General features: G+C 43.2%; 12 protein-coding genes and 1 tRNA gene. 11 read left to right on the plus strand and 2 right to left on the minus strand.

All coding sequences use genetic code 11. The features are described 5' to 3' along the window. Positions 1 to 3: 3 nt before the first annotated feature. The 7 genes from KFE17_02395 to KFE17_02425 all read left to right on the plus strand — a co-directional run bounded on the left by KFE17_02395 (position 4) and on the right by KFE17_02425 (position 7,537). Positions 4 to 1,275 (plus strand): diaminopimelate decarboxylase, encoded by a 1,272-nt coding sequence (locus tag KFE17_02395; protein ID QUO32624.1) that lies wholly within the window; start codon positions 4 to 6, stop codon positions 1,273 to 1,275. Beyond that, positions 1,276 to 2,235: a phosphoglycerate dehydrogenase gene (locus KFE17_02400; GenBank protein ID QUO32625.1), complete on the plus strand. Its 960-nt coding sequence runs from the start codon at positions 1,276 to 1,278 to the stop codon at positions 2,233 to 2,235. A gap of 99 nt (positions 2,236 to 2,334) precedes the next feature. Further along, positions 2,335 to 2,417, plus strand: a tRNA-Leu gene (locus tag KFE17_02405). Positions 2,418 to 2,555: 138 nt separating this feature from the next. Then, complete coding sequence (polA, locus tag KFE17_02410; protein QUO32626.1) at positions 2,556 to 5,171, plus strand: DNA polymerase I; 2,616 nt, start codon at positions 2,556 to 2,558, stop codon at positions 5,169 to 5,171. A 70-nt stretch (positions 5,172 to 5,241) separates the two neighbouring features. Then, a complete protein-coding gene (gene coaE, locus KFE17_02415; protein QUO32627.1) occupies positions 5,242 to 5,835 on the plus strand; it encodes a dephospho-CoA kinase in 594 nt (197 codons plus the stop codon). 33 nt (positions 5,836 to 5,868) lie between these two features. Continuing rightward, the gene (locus tag KFE17_02420) at positions 5,869 to 6,666 is read left to right on the plus strand and encodes an MBL fold metallo-hydrolase (protein ID QUO32628.1); all 798 of its coding nucleotides are present in this window, start codon (positions 5,869 to 5,871) and stop codon (positions 6,664 to 6,666) included. A gap of 13 nt (positions 6,667 to 6,679) precedes the next feature. Beyond that, on the plus strand, positions 6,680 to 7,537 hold the full coding sequence (locus tag KFE17_02425; GenBank protein ID QUO32629.1) for a DegV family protein: 858 nt from the start codon (positions 6,680 to 6,682) through the stop codon (positions 7,535 to 7,537). Here the strand turns inward: KFE17_02425 and KFE17_02430 are convergent. Continuing rightward, the gene (locus KFE17_02430; protein ID QUO32630.1) at positions 7,524 to 8,759 is read right to left on the minus strand and encodes a nucleotidyltransferase; all 1,236 of its coding nucleotides are present in this window, start codon (positions 8,757 to 8,759) and stop codon (positions 7,524 to 7,526) included. The two genes, KFE17_02425 and KFE17_02430, sit on opposite strands and share 14 nt — an antisense overlap. A 114-nt stretch (positions 8,760 to 8,873) precedes the next feature. Here KFE17_02430 and pta point away from each other — a divergent pair, with 114 nt between their 5' ends. The 4 genes from pta (at position 8,874) to rpmF (ending at position 12,024) form a co-directional block, all read left to right on the plus strand. Next, positions 8,874 to 9,923: a phosphate acetyltransferase gene (gene pta / locus KFE17_02435; protein QUO32631.1), complete on the plus strand. Its 1,050-nt coding sequence runs from the start codon at positions 8,874 to 8,876 to the stop codon at positions 9,921 to 9,923. An 87-nt stretch (positions 9,924 to 10,010) separates the two neighbouring features. Then, the gene (locus KFE17_02440; protein QUO32632.1) at positions 10,011 to 11,198 is read left to right on the plus strand and encodes an acetate kinase; all 1,188 of its coding nucleotides are present in this window, start codon (positions 10,011 to 10,013) and stop codon (positions 11,196 to 11,198) included. A 110-nt stretch (positions 11,199 to 11,308) separates the two neighbouring features. Next, entirely contained in the window at positions 11,309 to 11,836 is a 528-nt protein-coding gene (locus KFE17_02445; GenBank protein QUO32633.1) for a DUF177 domain-containing protein, read from the plus strand. 5 nt (positions 11,837 to 11,841) lie between these two features. Beyond that, positions 11,842 to 12,024 carry a 50S ribosomal protein L32 gene (gene rpmF, locus KFE17_02450; protein ID QUO32634.1) on the plus strand — a complete coding sequence of 61 codons (183 nt, stop codon included), beginning with the start codon at positions 11,842 to 11,844 and terminating at the stop codon, positions 12,022 to 12,024. Positions 12,025 to 12,167: 143 nt separating this feature from the next. Here the strand turns inward: rpmF and KFE17_02455 are convergent, their stop codons facing one another. After that, positions 12,168 to 13,574: a purine/pyrimidine permease gene (locus tag KFE17_02455; GenBank protein QUO32635.1), complete on the minus strand. Its 1,407-nt coding sequence runs from the start codon at positions 13,572 to 13,574 to the stop codon at positions 12,168 to 12,170. Between the last annotated feature and the right edge of the window lie 205 nt (positions 13,575 to 13,779).

Here is a 13,779-nt window from a genome sequence, read left to right on the forward strand (position 1 = left end):
CTGATGAAGAAAGAACCATTTGTGACGAAAGAACAGATTGAAGAGATTGTAAAGACATATCCGACGCCATTTCATCTGTATGATGAGAGAGGAATCCGGAAGAATATGCAGGCATTAAGAGATGCATTTGCCTGGAACCCAGGATTTCGGGAATATTTTGCGGTGAAAGCAACGCCGAATCCATATCTGATGCAGATTTTGCGGGAGTACGGTTGTGGCTGTGACTGCTCTTCTTATACAGAATTGATGCTTTCGGAAGCAATCGGAGCAACCGGCGAAGACATTATGTTTTCATCTAATGCGACGCCGGCAGAGGAATTTGCTTATGCGGCGAAGCTTGGAGCGACGATCAACCTGGATGATTTTACCCATATTCAATTTTTGGAAGATACGATTGGCTATATCCCGAAAAAAATCAGCTGCAGATTCAATCCGGGTGGATTGTTCCAGATCAGTAATGATATTATGGATAATCCGGGAGACTCTAAATATGGAATGACAACAGAGCAGTTGTTTGAAGCGTTTCGGATACTGAAGGCAAAGGGCGCAGAAGAATTTGGAATTCACGCCTTTCTGGCAAGTAATACGGTGACGAACGAATACTATCCGATGCTGGCAAGAGTGTTGTTTCAGCTGGCAGTACAGCTCCGGAAAGAAACGGGAGCGCATATCTCATTTATCAATTTATCAGGTGGTATCGGGATTCCGTATACACCGGATCAGGAACCGAATGATATCAGAGTGATTGGCGATGGGGTACGCAGAGTATATGAGGAAGTGCTTGTTCCGGCAGGAATGGGAGATGTGGCAATTTATACAGAACTTGGACGGTTTATGATGGGACCGTATGGATGTCTTGTAACGAAAGCTGTTCACGAAAAGCATATCTATAAAGAGTATATAGGCTGTGATGCCTGTGCGGTTAATCTTATGCGGCCGGCCATGTACGGTGCTTATCATCATATCACAGTTGCCGGGAAAGAACATCATGTCTGTGACCACAAGTACGATATTACCGGATCACTCTGTGAGAATAATGACAAGTTTGCGATCGACAGGATGCTTCCGAAGATTGAAATTGGTGATTATCTGATCATTCATGACACAGGTGCGCATGGGTTTTCTATGGGATATAACTACAATGGAAAGTTAAAGTCAGCAGAACTTCTTCTGAAAGAGAATGGAGAAGTGCAGCTGATCCGAAGGGCAGAAACTCCGGCAGATTATTTTGCGACATTCGATTGTTTTGAGATTGGAAAGAAGCTGATGAAATAAATGAAAGTTGTCATTACAGCAAGAAATTTTGTACTGGAAGAAGACAAAAGAGCAATCACACTTTTGAAAGAGAGCGGTTGTGAAATAGTGGATAAAAGCGGATGGAATCAGGGAACATCTTCAGCAGAAGAAAATGCAAAACTTCTGGAAGGCGCAGATGCAGCAATTGTTGCGATGGAAGAGATTAATGATTTTGTACTTCAAAAATGTCCGAAGTTGAAGTTTATTTCTAGGCGGGGAATCGGCTATGATTCGATTGATATTGAAGCATGTCGGAAACGGGGTGTTTCTGTGGCGCGGACGACAGGGACGGTGGAAGGCGCTGTTGCAGAGCATGTGATTGCGTATATCCTTCATTTTGCCAGGGAGATTTTCTTACAGAATGAAGAGATGCATCGTGGTATCTGGAATCGGAAAATGATGTACGGAGCTAAGAATCGGGGTCTTGGACTAGTGGGCTTTGGCGGAATCGGCAAAGAGATTGCGAAGCGTGCCAACGCGTTAGGAATGGAAGTACGATACTATTGTCGTCATCCGAAAAAAGAATGGGAAGAAACATATCATGCTCGTTACTGCGATTTGCCGGAGCTTCTGGCTGTGAGTGATTATGTCTCAGTGAATGTGCCCTTGACAGACAGCACACGAGGCATGTTTGATGCAGAAAAATTTGCACTGATGAAGCCGGAGAGTGTTTTTATTAATGTTGCGCGGGCGCCGGTCATGGATGAGAAAGCGTTGAGAGAAGCGTTAGATCAAAAGCAGCTTCGGGGAGCTTGTGTAGATGTATTTGATCATGAGCCGTGCACAGATTCTCTGCTGGCGTCAAGTGAACGGGCAGTGCTGACACCACATACAGCATCTTTTACGAGTGAAAATTTTGGTGAAATGAATCTTCGGGCAGCTCAGAATGTAATAGAGTATTTTGAAGGATGTCTTGCTGAGAAATATCTTGTCATTTAGTTGCTTAAAAAACAAAATGTGAGAAAAAGATGGTTTTATAAAGAAAAAGCTTGCATTTATCATAAAACTATGATATGATACAAAACGGTTGAGAAACCGGCCGGTGTGTCGGAATGGCAGACGAGGCAGACTCAAAATCTGTTGTGGGCAACTACGTGCGGGTTCAAGTCCCGCCGCCGGCATAAGAAAAGTATCGCATTTGCGGTACTTTTTTTGTTGCCCGGATTTGTGATAATCGTGTTTTCATTGACTCTAAAATATGATATCATAAATGGGTATGAGAACGTACGGGCTTTTGCCGTCGGGACAGGAGTGTATCAATGAGCGAAAAAATTTTATTAATCGATGGACATAGTATATTAAACCGGGCTTTTTTTGGTGTGCCGGATCTGACCAATGATGAAGGACTCCATACGAATGCGATATATGGATTTCTGAATATTTTATTCAAAGTTCTGGATGAGGAACAGCCGGAGTATCTGACAGTTGCGTTTGACGTGCATGCACCTACATTTCGGCATGAGATGTACGATGCATATAAAGGAACGAGAAAACCAATGGCAGAGGAACTGCGTCAGCAAGTGCCGGTCATGAAAGAAGTGCTAAAAGCTATGGGAATTCGCGTGATCGAAAAAGCAGGATTAGAAGCAGATGATTTGATTGGAACACTGTCAAAACGCTGCGAAGAGCAGGGGATGGAAGTGACTGTTCTTTCCGGAGACAGAGATTTGCTGCAGCTTGCTACGGATCGGGTAAAAATCCGAATTCCTAAGACAAAGCAGGGACGTACAGAGGTAGAAGATTACTATGCGTCAGATGTGAAAGAGCGCTATCAGGTAACTCCGAAAGAGTTTATCGATGTGAAAGCGCTGATGGGAGATACGTCAGATAATATTCCGGGAGTTCCGAGCATTGGAGAAAAGACTGCTACGAAAATTATTGTAGAATACGGAAGCGTTGAAAATGCGTATGCACATGTCAGTGAACTGAAGCCGCCGCGGGCATCAAAAGCGCTTCAGGAACACTACGATCTGGCACAAATGAGTAAGACGCTGGCGACAATCTGCCTGAATGCGGATTTGGAGTATGAGGTAGGGGAAGCCAGAATTGGAAATCTTTTTACACCGGAAGCGTATGAATATTTTCGGAAACTTCAGTTTAAAAATCTGCTGGCAAAGTTTGAAGTAGAGGTTCCGGTAAATGAAGTGGAAAAACATTTCCTTGAAGTAACAGAAAGGGAAGGACTTCAAAAAGTGCTTGAAAAGGCAAAAGGAGCAGAATGGATCGGTGTTTCTCTTGAAAAGGATGAAGAACATTCTTTACCGCTCTTTGCAGGCATGGGTGGTTACAGTGCGGCTGCGATTGCGATAGGAGATGCAGAAGTTTATCGAATCCCGGCAGGCAAAGACATTACGATGAAGATGATCTATGAGGCATTTTCTGAATTGGCGAAGGCAGGGAAGAAAATAGCATTGTTTGATCTGAAGAAGCTTTTGAAGGAAACAAACGTGAGCCGGACAGCATTTGTTTTTGATGTACATATTGCGGCATATCTTTTGAATCCACTGAAAAATGCATATGGATTTGAAGAAATTGCAGAAGAATACTTACATCTTTCAATCAGTGAGAAAACAAAGAGAGAAGACCGGACATGCTATGAGGCCTATGCGGCGTATGAACTTGCACCGGTTTTACAGAAACGATTGGAAGAAGAACAGATGGAAAAGCTGTATGAAGAAATCGAGCTGCCGCTTGTCTTTGCACTGAACGATATGGAAGAAGCGGGCGTCCGTGTAAAAGCCGAGGAATTAAAAGCGTACGGAGAAGCATTGACAGGAAGAATCGAAGAACTGGAAAAAGTAATTTGGGAAATGGCCGGAGAACAGTTTAACATTAATTCGCCAAAACAGTTAGGGGTAATTTTGTTTGAAAAACTGCAGCTTCCCCATGGGAAGAAAACAAAAAGCGGATACTCGACAGCAGCGGACATTTTAGAAAAACTTGCAGGCGAATATCCGATCGTGGCATCGGTTCTTGAGTATCGACAGTTAACAAAGTTGAAATCTACTTATGCAGACGGCCTGGCAGGTTTTATTGGAGAAGACGGGCGAATTCACGGAAAATTCCACCAGACTGTTACAGCAACCGGGCGGATCAGCAGTACGGACCCGAATCTTCAGAATATTCCGGTACGAATGGAACTGGGAAGACGGATCCGGAAGGTATTTGTTCCGCAGGAAGGATGTATTTTTGTAGATGCGGACTACTCGCAGATTGAGCTTCGGGTGCTGGCTCATTGTTCGGGGGATCAGGCGCTGATTGATGCGTATCGGGAAGCGAAAGACATTCACAGAACAACCGCCTCCCAAGTATTCCATACGCCGTTTGAGGAAGTGACAGAACTGCAAAGAAGAAATGCCAAAGCGGTTAATTTTGGGATTGTATATGGAATCAGTTCTTTTGGATTGAGTCAGGATCTAAGCATTACGCGAAAGGAAGCAGCAGAATATATTGAGCGCTATTTTGAAACCTATCCCGGAATTAAGAAATTTCTGGATGATGCAGTGACTCATGCGAAAGAAAAAGGATATGTAACAACCTTGTTTGGAAGAAAACGTCCGATTCCGGAATTGAAATCATCTAATTTTATGCAGCGCAGCTTCGGGGAGCGTGTAGCTATGAACTCCCCAATCCAGGGAACGGCGGCAGATATTATGAAGATCGCTATGATCGGGGTAAATGAATCATTGCGGAAAGAACAACTGCGTTCCAGAATTGTTCTGCAGGTTCATGATGAGTTACTGATTGAAACATTTGTGGAAGAAGAAGAAAAAGTGAGAGAGATTTTAGCAAGAGAAATGGAGCAGGCTGTCTCTCTGAGTGTTCCGCTTGTCATCGATGTGCAGACTGGCGAGAACTGGTATGACGCTAAATAATAAAGAGATACGAAATCACAAAGAGAATTTAAGAAGAAAGCGCTTGCAGGAAGCAAAGGAAGACAGAAAAATGAAAATTATTGGAATTACGGGAGGCGTAGGCTGCGGAAAGAGTAAGGTGCTTTCCTGGTTTCAGGAATTGCCGGATACGAAAGTATACGAGGCGGATCAAATTGCTCATTTGCTCCAGGAACCGGGAGCATGCTGCTATAAAGAAATCGTTGCGGAATTTGGCGTGCGAATTCTGAAAGAAGATGGAAAGATCGATCGAAAAATACTTGGAAGTATTGTGTTTTCAGATGCGATAAAGCTGGAAAGGCTGAATCAGATCGTTCATCCGAAAGTGAAACAATATGTACAAAAATGTATCCGGGAGGAAGAATCAGCTGGAACAAGACTGTTTGTGCTGGAGGCTGCGCTGCTTTTGGAAGACGGGTACGAAGAGATCTGTGAAGAGATCTGGTATATTTACGCGCGTGAGGAAATAAGGCGGGCGCGGCTGAAAGCGTCCCGGGGGTATTCAGATGAAAAAATAACTTCCATGCTTCAGGCACAGAAAAGTGAGAATGAATTTCGCGAAGCCTGCGACAGAACAATCGATAACAGCGGTTTGTGGAAAGAGACTTGCAGTCAGTTAAAAAATGCGTTAGAATCAGTATGTTAACGAAATAGATGATACAATCAGGAGATAGATAACATGAGAATGTGCAGCATTGCCAGTGGAAGCAGCGGCAACTGTATCTATGTAGGAAGTGAATCCACACATTTACTTGTAGATACGGGAATCAGTAAGAAACGAATTGAAGAAGGGTTAAAGGAACTGGATGTAAAGGGGAATGAGCTGAATGGGATTCTGATTACCCATGAACACTCTGATCATATTCAGGGGCTTGGCGTATTTAGCCGTAAATATGAGATTCCGGTTTATGCAACACGAGGAACAATTGAAGGCATCCGTCAGAGCAAATCTCTTGGAAAGCTGCCGGAAGGATTGCTTCATGAAGTACAGATTGACCATCCATTTTCCATAGGAAATATTGAAGTAAATCCGTTTCGGATCTCCCATGATGCCAAAGAACCGGCGGCATATCGTTTTGCAAGCGGCAGCAAATCGGTAGCAGTAGCAACCGATATGGGGATTTATGATGACTATACGGTGGAACATTTAAGAGATCTGGACGCAATCCTTCTTGAAGCGAATCACGATATCCATATGTTGGAAGTTGGTGTGTATCCATATCATTTGAAACGGCGTGTGGCAGGTGATAAGGGCCATTTATCCAATGAAACATCGGGACGACTGCTCTGCGATATTTTGAATAATCATATGAAGAGCATTATGTTGGGGCATCTGAGCAAAGAGAATAATTATGAACAGCTTGCATACGAGACAGTGAAGCTTGAAGTGACACTGGGAGATAATCCTTACCGGGGGGAAGAACTTCCTATCACAGTGGCGAAAAGGGATCAGATTTCAGAAAGTGTAATGATTTAATGAGGTAAATAATATGGGGAAAATAGCAATTGTTACGGACAGCAACAGCGGAATCACACAAAAAGAAGGGCGTGAACTTGGGATTACAGTCCTTCCAATGCCATTTTTTATTGACGGAGAACTGTTTTTAGAAGATATTACGCTGACGCAGGAAGAATTCTATAAAAAGTTAGAAAATGATGCGGAAATCACCACATCCCAACCATCTCCGGGAGATGTAATGGAACTTTGGGATGAACTGCTGCGCACGCATGAGGAAGTGCTTCATATTCCGATGTCAAGTGGCTTGAGCAGCTCCTGTGAGACCGCTATGAGTCTTGCAATGGAAGAAGAATATGCAGGCAGGGTGCATGTTGTAAATAATCAGCGTATTTCTGTAACACAGCGTCAGTCGGTACTGGATGCGATGCAGCTTGCCGCAGCAGGGAAAAATGCAGCAGAAATAAAAGAAATTTTGGAAGAAAATCGTCTTGCGGCAAGTATTTATATTACAGTTGATACATTAAAATATTTGAAAAAGGGCGGCAGAATCACACCTGCAGCAGCAGCAATCGGAACAGTGCTGAATTTAAAACCGGTGCTTCAGATCCAGGGAGAAAAATTAGATGCATTTGCAAAGGTACGGGGTTGGAAGCAGGCGAAGAAAACGATGCTGGATGCGATGGAGAAAGATATGCTGCATCGCTTCCAGAATCAGAAGATCCATTTAGAAGCGGCGTATACTTGTTCAGATGAGGAAGCGGCAAAATGGAAAGAAGAGATTGAGGACAGGTTCCCAACTTGTGAAGTTTATATGGCACGCCTGTCGCTGAGTGTGGCATGCCATATTGGTCCGGGAGCAATGGCCGTGGCCTGCTCTAAGGTAATTTAATAATTTGTTTTTGATATTCAGAGCGAAATGGCTGCCGGTATTTATCGGCAGCTATTATTTCGTACAAATCCGAAGAGCGGATATCGAGAGAAAGCATATCTTGTCCGACAGGCGATAGTGAAGAACTTTTTGTAATCTTTGTCAGCAGAGGAATGGAAGATGATCTGCTGACGGCGGTCAGGATTTCCTTCTGGCTTGTGCGAAATCCAAGAAGCCGTGCATAATAAGTAAAACCCTCCGCCCGATATGCAAGAAGTTTCTCCTGCGTAATTCCAAGCAGAATATGAAACAGCGCCCGGCTGATTCTCGCATGTGTCATTTCTTTTGTCTTTAGAAGTGCAGTAAATTGGGCGAGGGAATCAAAATTCCCAAGCTGATTGCAGATCCGGTCAGCCAGTTCAGGACTGACATCAGCAAATTGGCAAAGAGAATCACGAGACTCTGTGAGAAGACGGTATTTTAAAGGCAGCCGAAAGTCTTCCAAAGTAACAGGATAACCGCAGGAAAAAGCTTCTTTCAGAATGTGAAGCGCCGATACCGGCATAAAAGTCTCCAGGGCATCAAGGGCAGTCCCCTCTGAAATTGCACTGCGGATTGCGGATGCGGAACTTAGAGGGCTGTCAAGGCTGGTATCATGGTAATGGGTGCCTGTTCTTGAAATGGTAAATGGTTTGAGCGGACTGTTCTGCTGTAAGATGGCTTTGAGATATTCAATTGCCAAAATATTGTTAGGAGACGCAAGGAAAGAGCCGGCATCTTTAAACTCCGGCAGAAAGGAGATCAGAGCTTTCTGCCTTGCTTTTGGAAAGGAAAGTCCCTGCTTCAAATGTTCTTGTAAAATATTTTGAAAAGCGGCAGGTTCATCCGAAAGGACTTTGGCGGCTTTCATAAGAGGCTCAATAGAACCGCATTCGGAGCCAAAGCAGACAGAATCAATGCATCCGAGCTGTGTCAGGAGGGAAATGGCGCCTCCGGCAAAGAATTCAGCGCTTCCGCAGGCATAGCAGACCGGAAGTTCGAAAACAGCCCCGGCGCCTTCAGACAATGCCATCTTTGCCCGCATATGTTTTGGAAGAAGGGCAGGTGCGCCGCGCTGTACAAAGTCACCGCTCATAATAACGACGGCTGCATCTGCGCCCGTAACTTCCAAAGCTTTCTTTAAGTGGTAGGCATGTCCATTGTGAAAGGGGTTATATTCAGTAATCAGTCCGGTCAATTTCATAGTGATGTCACTCCTTCTGTTATAAAAATTATATTCAATATATCATATTATGAGCAGATTTACAAAAGAAGTAGACCATTGTATCGGAAAATAGACAGAATTTGGGTTGTATACATGAGGAAAATAAGTTATAATAAACAATATATGAGAAAAAAAGAGGAGGTCCTAAAGATGGGATTTATTGATGGAATTAAAGAAAAAGCCCGCGCATTGCAGAAGACAATCGTACTTCCGGAGACAGAAGACGACAGAATCTTCCGGGCAGCTGAAATTATTTTAAAAGAGCAGATTGCAAAGGTTGTACTGATTGGCGATACAGACGCAATTCAGGCAAAGAAAGCTGAATTTGCTATCGAAGACGCAATCATCGTAGATCCAAAGACATATTCTAAGACAGAAGAATATATTGAAAAACTGGTTGAACTCCGTAAGAATAAAGGAATGACAGAAGAACAGGCAAGAGAGCTTCTTCTGACAAATTACCCGTATTACGGTGTAATGATGGTTAAGATGGGAGATGCTGATGGTATGGTATCAGGAGCATGCCATTCTACTGCAGATACATTGAGACCATGTCTTCAGATTTTAAAGACAAAACCGGGAACAAAGATTGTTTCTGCATTCTTCCTGATGGTAGTACCAAACTGCGATATGGGCGAGAATGGAACATTTGTATATGGTGACTGCGGTCTGAACCAGAATCCGACAGCAGAAGAGCTTGCAGCAATTGCGGATTCTTCAGCAGAGTCTTTCAGACAGCTTGTAGGAGCTGAACCTCGTGTTGCTATGCTTTCTCACTCTACAAAGGGAAGTGCAAAGCATGCAGACGTTACAAAAGTAGTAGAAGCAACAGAGATCGTAAAGGCTGCAAGACCAGACCTTCTGGTAGATGGAGAACTGCAGCTTGACGCAGCGCTTGTTCCGGAAGTGGCAGAATCAAAAGCACCGGGAAGCCCAGTGGCAGGTAAAGCAAATGTTCTGATCTTCCCAGATCTGGATGCAGGTAATATCGGATACAAATTGACACAGAGACTTGCCAAAGGAGAGGCATACGGTCCTCTGACACAGGGAATCGCAAAACCGGTCAATGACTTATCTCGTGGATGCAGCGTAGAAGATATCGTAGGCGTTGCAGCAATCACGGCAGTACAGGCTCAGGAGTAGTTCGTTTCAGAACATAAAGAGCATCACACACATTTGAAATTGACTGCGTAAGCAGTACAATAGAGAGAAAAAAAGGAGATAATCACAATGAATGTATTAGTAATCAACTGTGGAAGTTCATCTTTGAAATTCCAGCTCATCAACTCTGACACAGAAGGCGTTCTTGCAAAAGGTCTTTGCGAGAGAATTGGTATCGATGGAAGACTGACATATCAGCCGGCAGGCGGAGAGAAAGTTACAACTGAGAAAGCAATGCCAACACACACAGAGGCAATCCAGTTTGTAATCGATGCTCTGACAGATGCTGAGACAGGTGTTGTTAAGAGTCTGGAAGAAATCAATGCAGTTGGACACCGTGTTGTACACGGCGGAGAGAAATTTGCATCATCTGTTGTTATCACAGATGAAGTAAAAGCTGCAATCGAAGAGTGCAACGATCTTGCACCGCTTCACAATCCGGCTAACTTAATCGGTATCGAAGCATGCCAGAAATTAATGCCGGGCGTACCGATGGTAGCAGTATTTGATACAGCATTCCATCAGACAATGCCTGCAACAGCTTATACATATGGTCTTCCATATGAATATTATGAAAACTACAAAGTAAGACGCTACGGTTTCCACGGAACAAGCCACAGCTTCGTATCTAAGAGAGTTGCAGAAGTACTTGGAAAAGACTACAATGCAACAAAGACAATCGTTTGTCATCTTGGAAACGGATCTTCTATCTGTGCAGTAAACAATGGAAAATCTGTAGATACTTCTATGGGACTTACACCACTGGAAGGTCTTGTAATGGGAACACGTTCAGGAGATATCGATCCGGCAATCATGGAATTCATCGCTAAGAAAGAAAACCTTGATATCAATGGTCTGATGACAGTTCTGAACAAAAAATCAGGTGTAGAAGGAATCTCTGGTGTATCCAGCGACTTCCGTGACCTTGCAAGTGCAGCAGAAGAAGGAAATGAACGCGCTCAGCTTGCTCTGGATGTATTTGCATACCGTGTAGCAAAATACGTTGGAAGCTACGCAGCAGCTATGAACGGTGTTGACAATATCGTATTTACAGCAGGTATCGGTGAAAATGACTGCGAAATGAGAAAAGCAATCTGTGCTTACCTCGGATATCTTGGAATTGAGATCAATGATGAGGCAAATGGAAAACGCGGCGAAGAAATCGTAATTTCTACACCAGATTCTAAAGTAACAGTACTTGTTATTCCTACAAACGAAGAACTTGCAATCTGCCGCGAGACAGTAGCACTTGTGTAGTAAAAGATTTATTCAATAAAAAGATATAATTCAATAAATATAAAAATATTTATTGACAAAATCTTTTTGCATGATATAATAGTCTAGGTATGAATAGGAGTGTAACAGATATGTTAGTGAACCTATCAAGTGTACTGTCTGAACAGCATAAGACAATCAAGGAAGATGTTCTGCCTGATCTGAAGGAATTCAGAAAAGAAGAAGCAGATTATCCGATTCAGATAGATACTCCACTGCATCTTGAGATATCACATCTCAAGAACCGGGAGCTGCTGATCAGAGGACATGTTGAATTGATTTTAAAAGCGCCGTGTGACAGATGTTTGAAAGAAACGGAAGTTCCGCTTGCGATTGCGATTGATAAGCATGTGAATCTTGATGATAAAGATGCCGTGACGACAGACGAATTAGACGAAGCAAATTATATTGACGGATATGAGCTTGACGTAGACAAATTACTCTATAATGAGATATTGATAGGATGGCCGATGAAAATTCTATGCTGTGAAGACTGTAAAGGTGTTTGCAGTGTATGTGGTCAAAACCTAAATGAGGGAACTTGTGACTGTGAAGATACGAGTCTTGACCCTAGAATGTCAGTTATCCGCGATTTGTTCAACAATTTTAAGGAGGTGTAAATGTCATGTCAATTTGTCCAAAGAATAAATCTTCCAAAGCAAGAAGAGATAAAAGAAGAGCAAACTGGAAAATGAGCTCTATGAATCTGGTAAAATGCAGCAAATGTGGTGCGTTAATGATGCCTCACAGAGTTTGCAAATCTTGTGGAAGCTATAACAAACGCGAAGTTGTAAGCGTTGAAGATTAATGAAAAGATAAAATGAGAACTATCATAGTGGTAGTTCTCATTTTTATATGGAAAATAATAAATCTAAAGATAAATCCCGAAAGAATCTGAAGGAACACAGATACTTTCGGGATTTATTATGATATGAAAGGAAAAGTTTGTTTTTATTTTATTTCATTTGATTTCTCTTTTGGGAGAAACAGGCTCAAAAGCAGTGAGATAACAAAGACTCCGGCTACAGCATTTCCGTTGAAAATATCTCCTATGAAAGATGGAAATGCAGCAAAGAAATCTCCGGAAGTCTGAGTCAGTCCAACGCCAATGCAGAAGGAAAGGGAGACAATGATCATAGTACGGTCATTGAATTCACATTCTTTTAGCATTTTTACGCCTTCGTACATGATAGAGCCAAACATCATAACTGTACAGCCGCCAAGTACAGATTGCGGAAGAGAATTAAAAAATGCTCCAAGTGGCGGGAATAATGATGTGATGATCATGATCAGTGCACCCATTAAGATTGTAAAACGGTTTACAACACCGGTCATCGTGACCAGTCCCACATTCTGACTGAAAGAGGTTAAAGGAAGACAGCCGAAGCATCCGGAAACAGCGCTTGAGAATCCGTCAACAGCCAGAGCGCCCTGAAGTTCTTCCATTGTAATATCGCGATGCAGCCCGCCCTTACATACGGCAGTGGTTGCACCGGTTGTCTCAGCTGCAGATACAAGGTAAACGATGGCGATCGTCAGAAATGCACCGAGATCAAATACAGGTTTGTGGTCTGAGAAAAAGACAAGCTGTGGAATACCGAAAAATCCGATTTCATCAATTACTTTTGTGATTCCGGAGAAGTCAATGATTGGAGCAATTCCGGCAATCGTAAAGATTGCGGACAGGAGATATCCAAACGCCAGACCGACAAGAATATTGAGATTTTTATAAATTCCGTGTAACTTATAGCGGGAAACGAGACAGACAATTAAGGTTGCGCCGCCGATGACGAGGTGATACCACATTCCGAAGGTTTCGGCCCCGGAGCCGCCGCCCCAGGAATCCATACCTACCGGAAGGAGTGACAGACCGATGGCAATAACAACACAGGCAGAAACGACCGGTGTCAGATATCGTTTCCAATATCTGGCGCTGAGTCCGACGATCCCTTCAAAAATACCGCCGAGGATGACAGCGCCTACCATTCCCTCGTATCCGAGATCCGGATTCGTGCAGATCATAAGCAGACTTCCGAGGAAAGTAAAGCTGACACCCATGACGATTGGAAGTCTTGAGCCAATCTTCCAGATGGGATAAAGTTGGAGACAAGTACCGATTCCTGCAGCAAACATAGCGCACTGGAGAAGGCGTGTGATGTCTGCGGAGCTTAGCGTCTGATTGGTTCCACGAAGCAATGCGGCACTGCAGACGATAAGAACCGGTGTCAAATTAGAAACGAACATGGCAAGAACGTGCTGCAGTCCGAAGGGAATTGCTTTTCCGAGCGGAACACGTCCGTTTAGCTGGTAGACATTTTCTACACTTGCATGATTCTTTTGTTTTGTTTGTGGTTTCATAAGTAAAGTTTACCCTTTCTTTTTCTATAGTTTTCCATGTAATTTATTATAAGCTATTGGTAGAAATAGTCAACCGGAGTCAAAAAAAGAATGCCTGCACGGGAGTTTGACAGTTGAATATCGAAAAAAGTACTCACAGGTCGCATAAAACCTGCTTTTTTTATGTCAAATTTTCTGTTTTTATGGCTGTTATTTTATGTTATTG

It is taken from the genome of Faecalicatena sp. Marseille-Q4148 (assembly GCA_018228665.1).
Classification (GTDB): domain Bacteria; phylum Bacillota; class Clostridia; order Lachnospirales; family Lachnospiraceae; genus UBA9414.

What these genes read in the sequence shown, in the direction of transcription:
- KFE17_02400 (QUO32625.1), top strand. Translation starts at nt 1,276, where the DNA reads ATGAAAGTTGTCATTACAGCAAGAAATTTTGTACTGGAAGAAGACAAA.
- KFE17_02395 (QUO32624.1), top strand. Translation starts at nt 4, where the DNA reads ATGAAGAAAGAACCATTTGTGACGAAAGAACAGATTGAAGAGATTGTA.
- coaE (QUO32627.1), top strand. Translation starts at nt 5,242, where the DNA reads ATGAAAATTATTGGAATTACGGGAGGCGTAGGCTGCGGAAAGAGTAAG.
- KFE17_02420 (QUO32628.1), top strand. Translation starts at nt 5,869, where the DNA reads ATGAGAATGTGCAGCATTGCCAGTGGAAGCAGCGGCAACTGTATCTAT.
- KFE17_02455 (QUO32635.1), bottom strand. Translation starts at nt 13,574, where the DNA reads ATGAAACCACAAACAAAACAAAAGAATCATGCAAGTGTAGAAAATGTC.
- polA (QUO32626.1), top strand. Translation starts at nt 2,556, where the DNA reads ATGAGCGAAAAAATTTTATTAATCGATGGACATAGTATATTAAACCGG.
- pta (QUO32631.1), top strand. Translation starts at nt 8,874, where the DNA reads ATGAGGAAAATAAGTTATAATAAACAATATATGAGAAAAAAAGAGGAG.
- KFE17_02440 (QUO32632.1), top strand. Translation starts at nt 10,011, where the DNA reads ATGAATGTATTAGTAATCAACTGTGGAAGTTCATCTTTGAAATTCCAG.
- KFE17_02445 (QUO32633.1), top strand. Translation starts at nt 11,309, where the DNA reads ATGTTAGTGAACCTATCAAGTGTACTGTCTGAACAGCATAAGACAATC.
- KFE17_02425 (QUO32629.1), top strand. Translation starts at nt 6,680, where the DNA reads ATGGGGAAAATAGCAATTGTTACGGACAGCAACAGCGGAATCACACAA.
- rpmF (QUO32634.1), top strand. Translation starts at nt 11,842, where the DNA reads ATGTCAATTTGTCCAAAGAATAAATCTTCCAAAGCAAGAAGAGATAAA.
- KFE17_02430 (QUO32630.1), bottom strand. Translation starts at nt 8,759, where the DNA reads ATGAAATTGACCGGACTGATTACTGAATATAACCCCTTTCACAATGGA.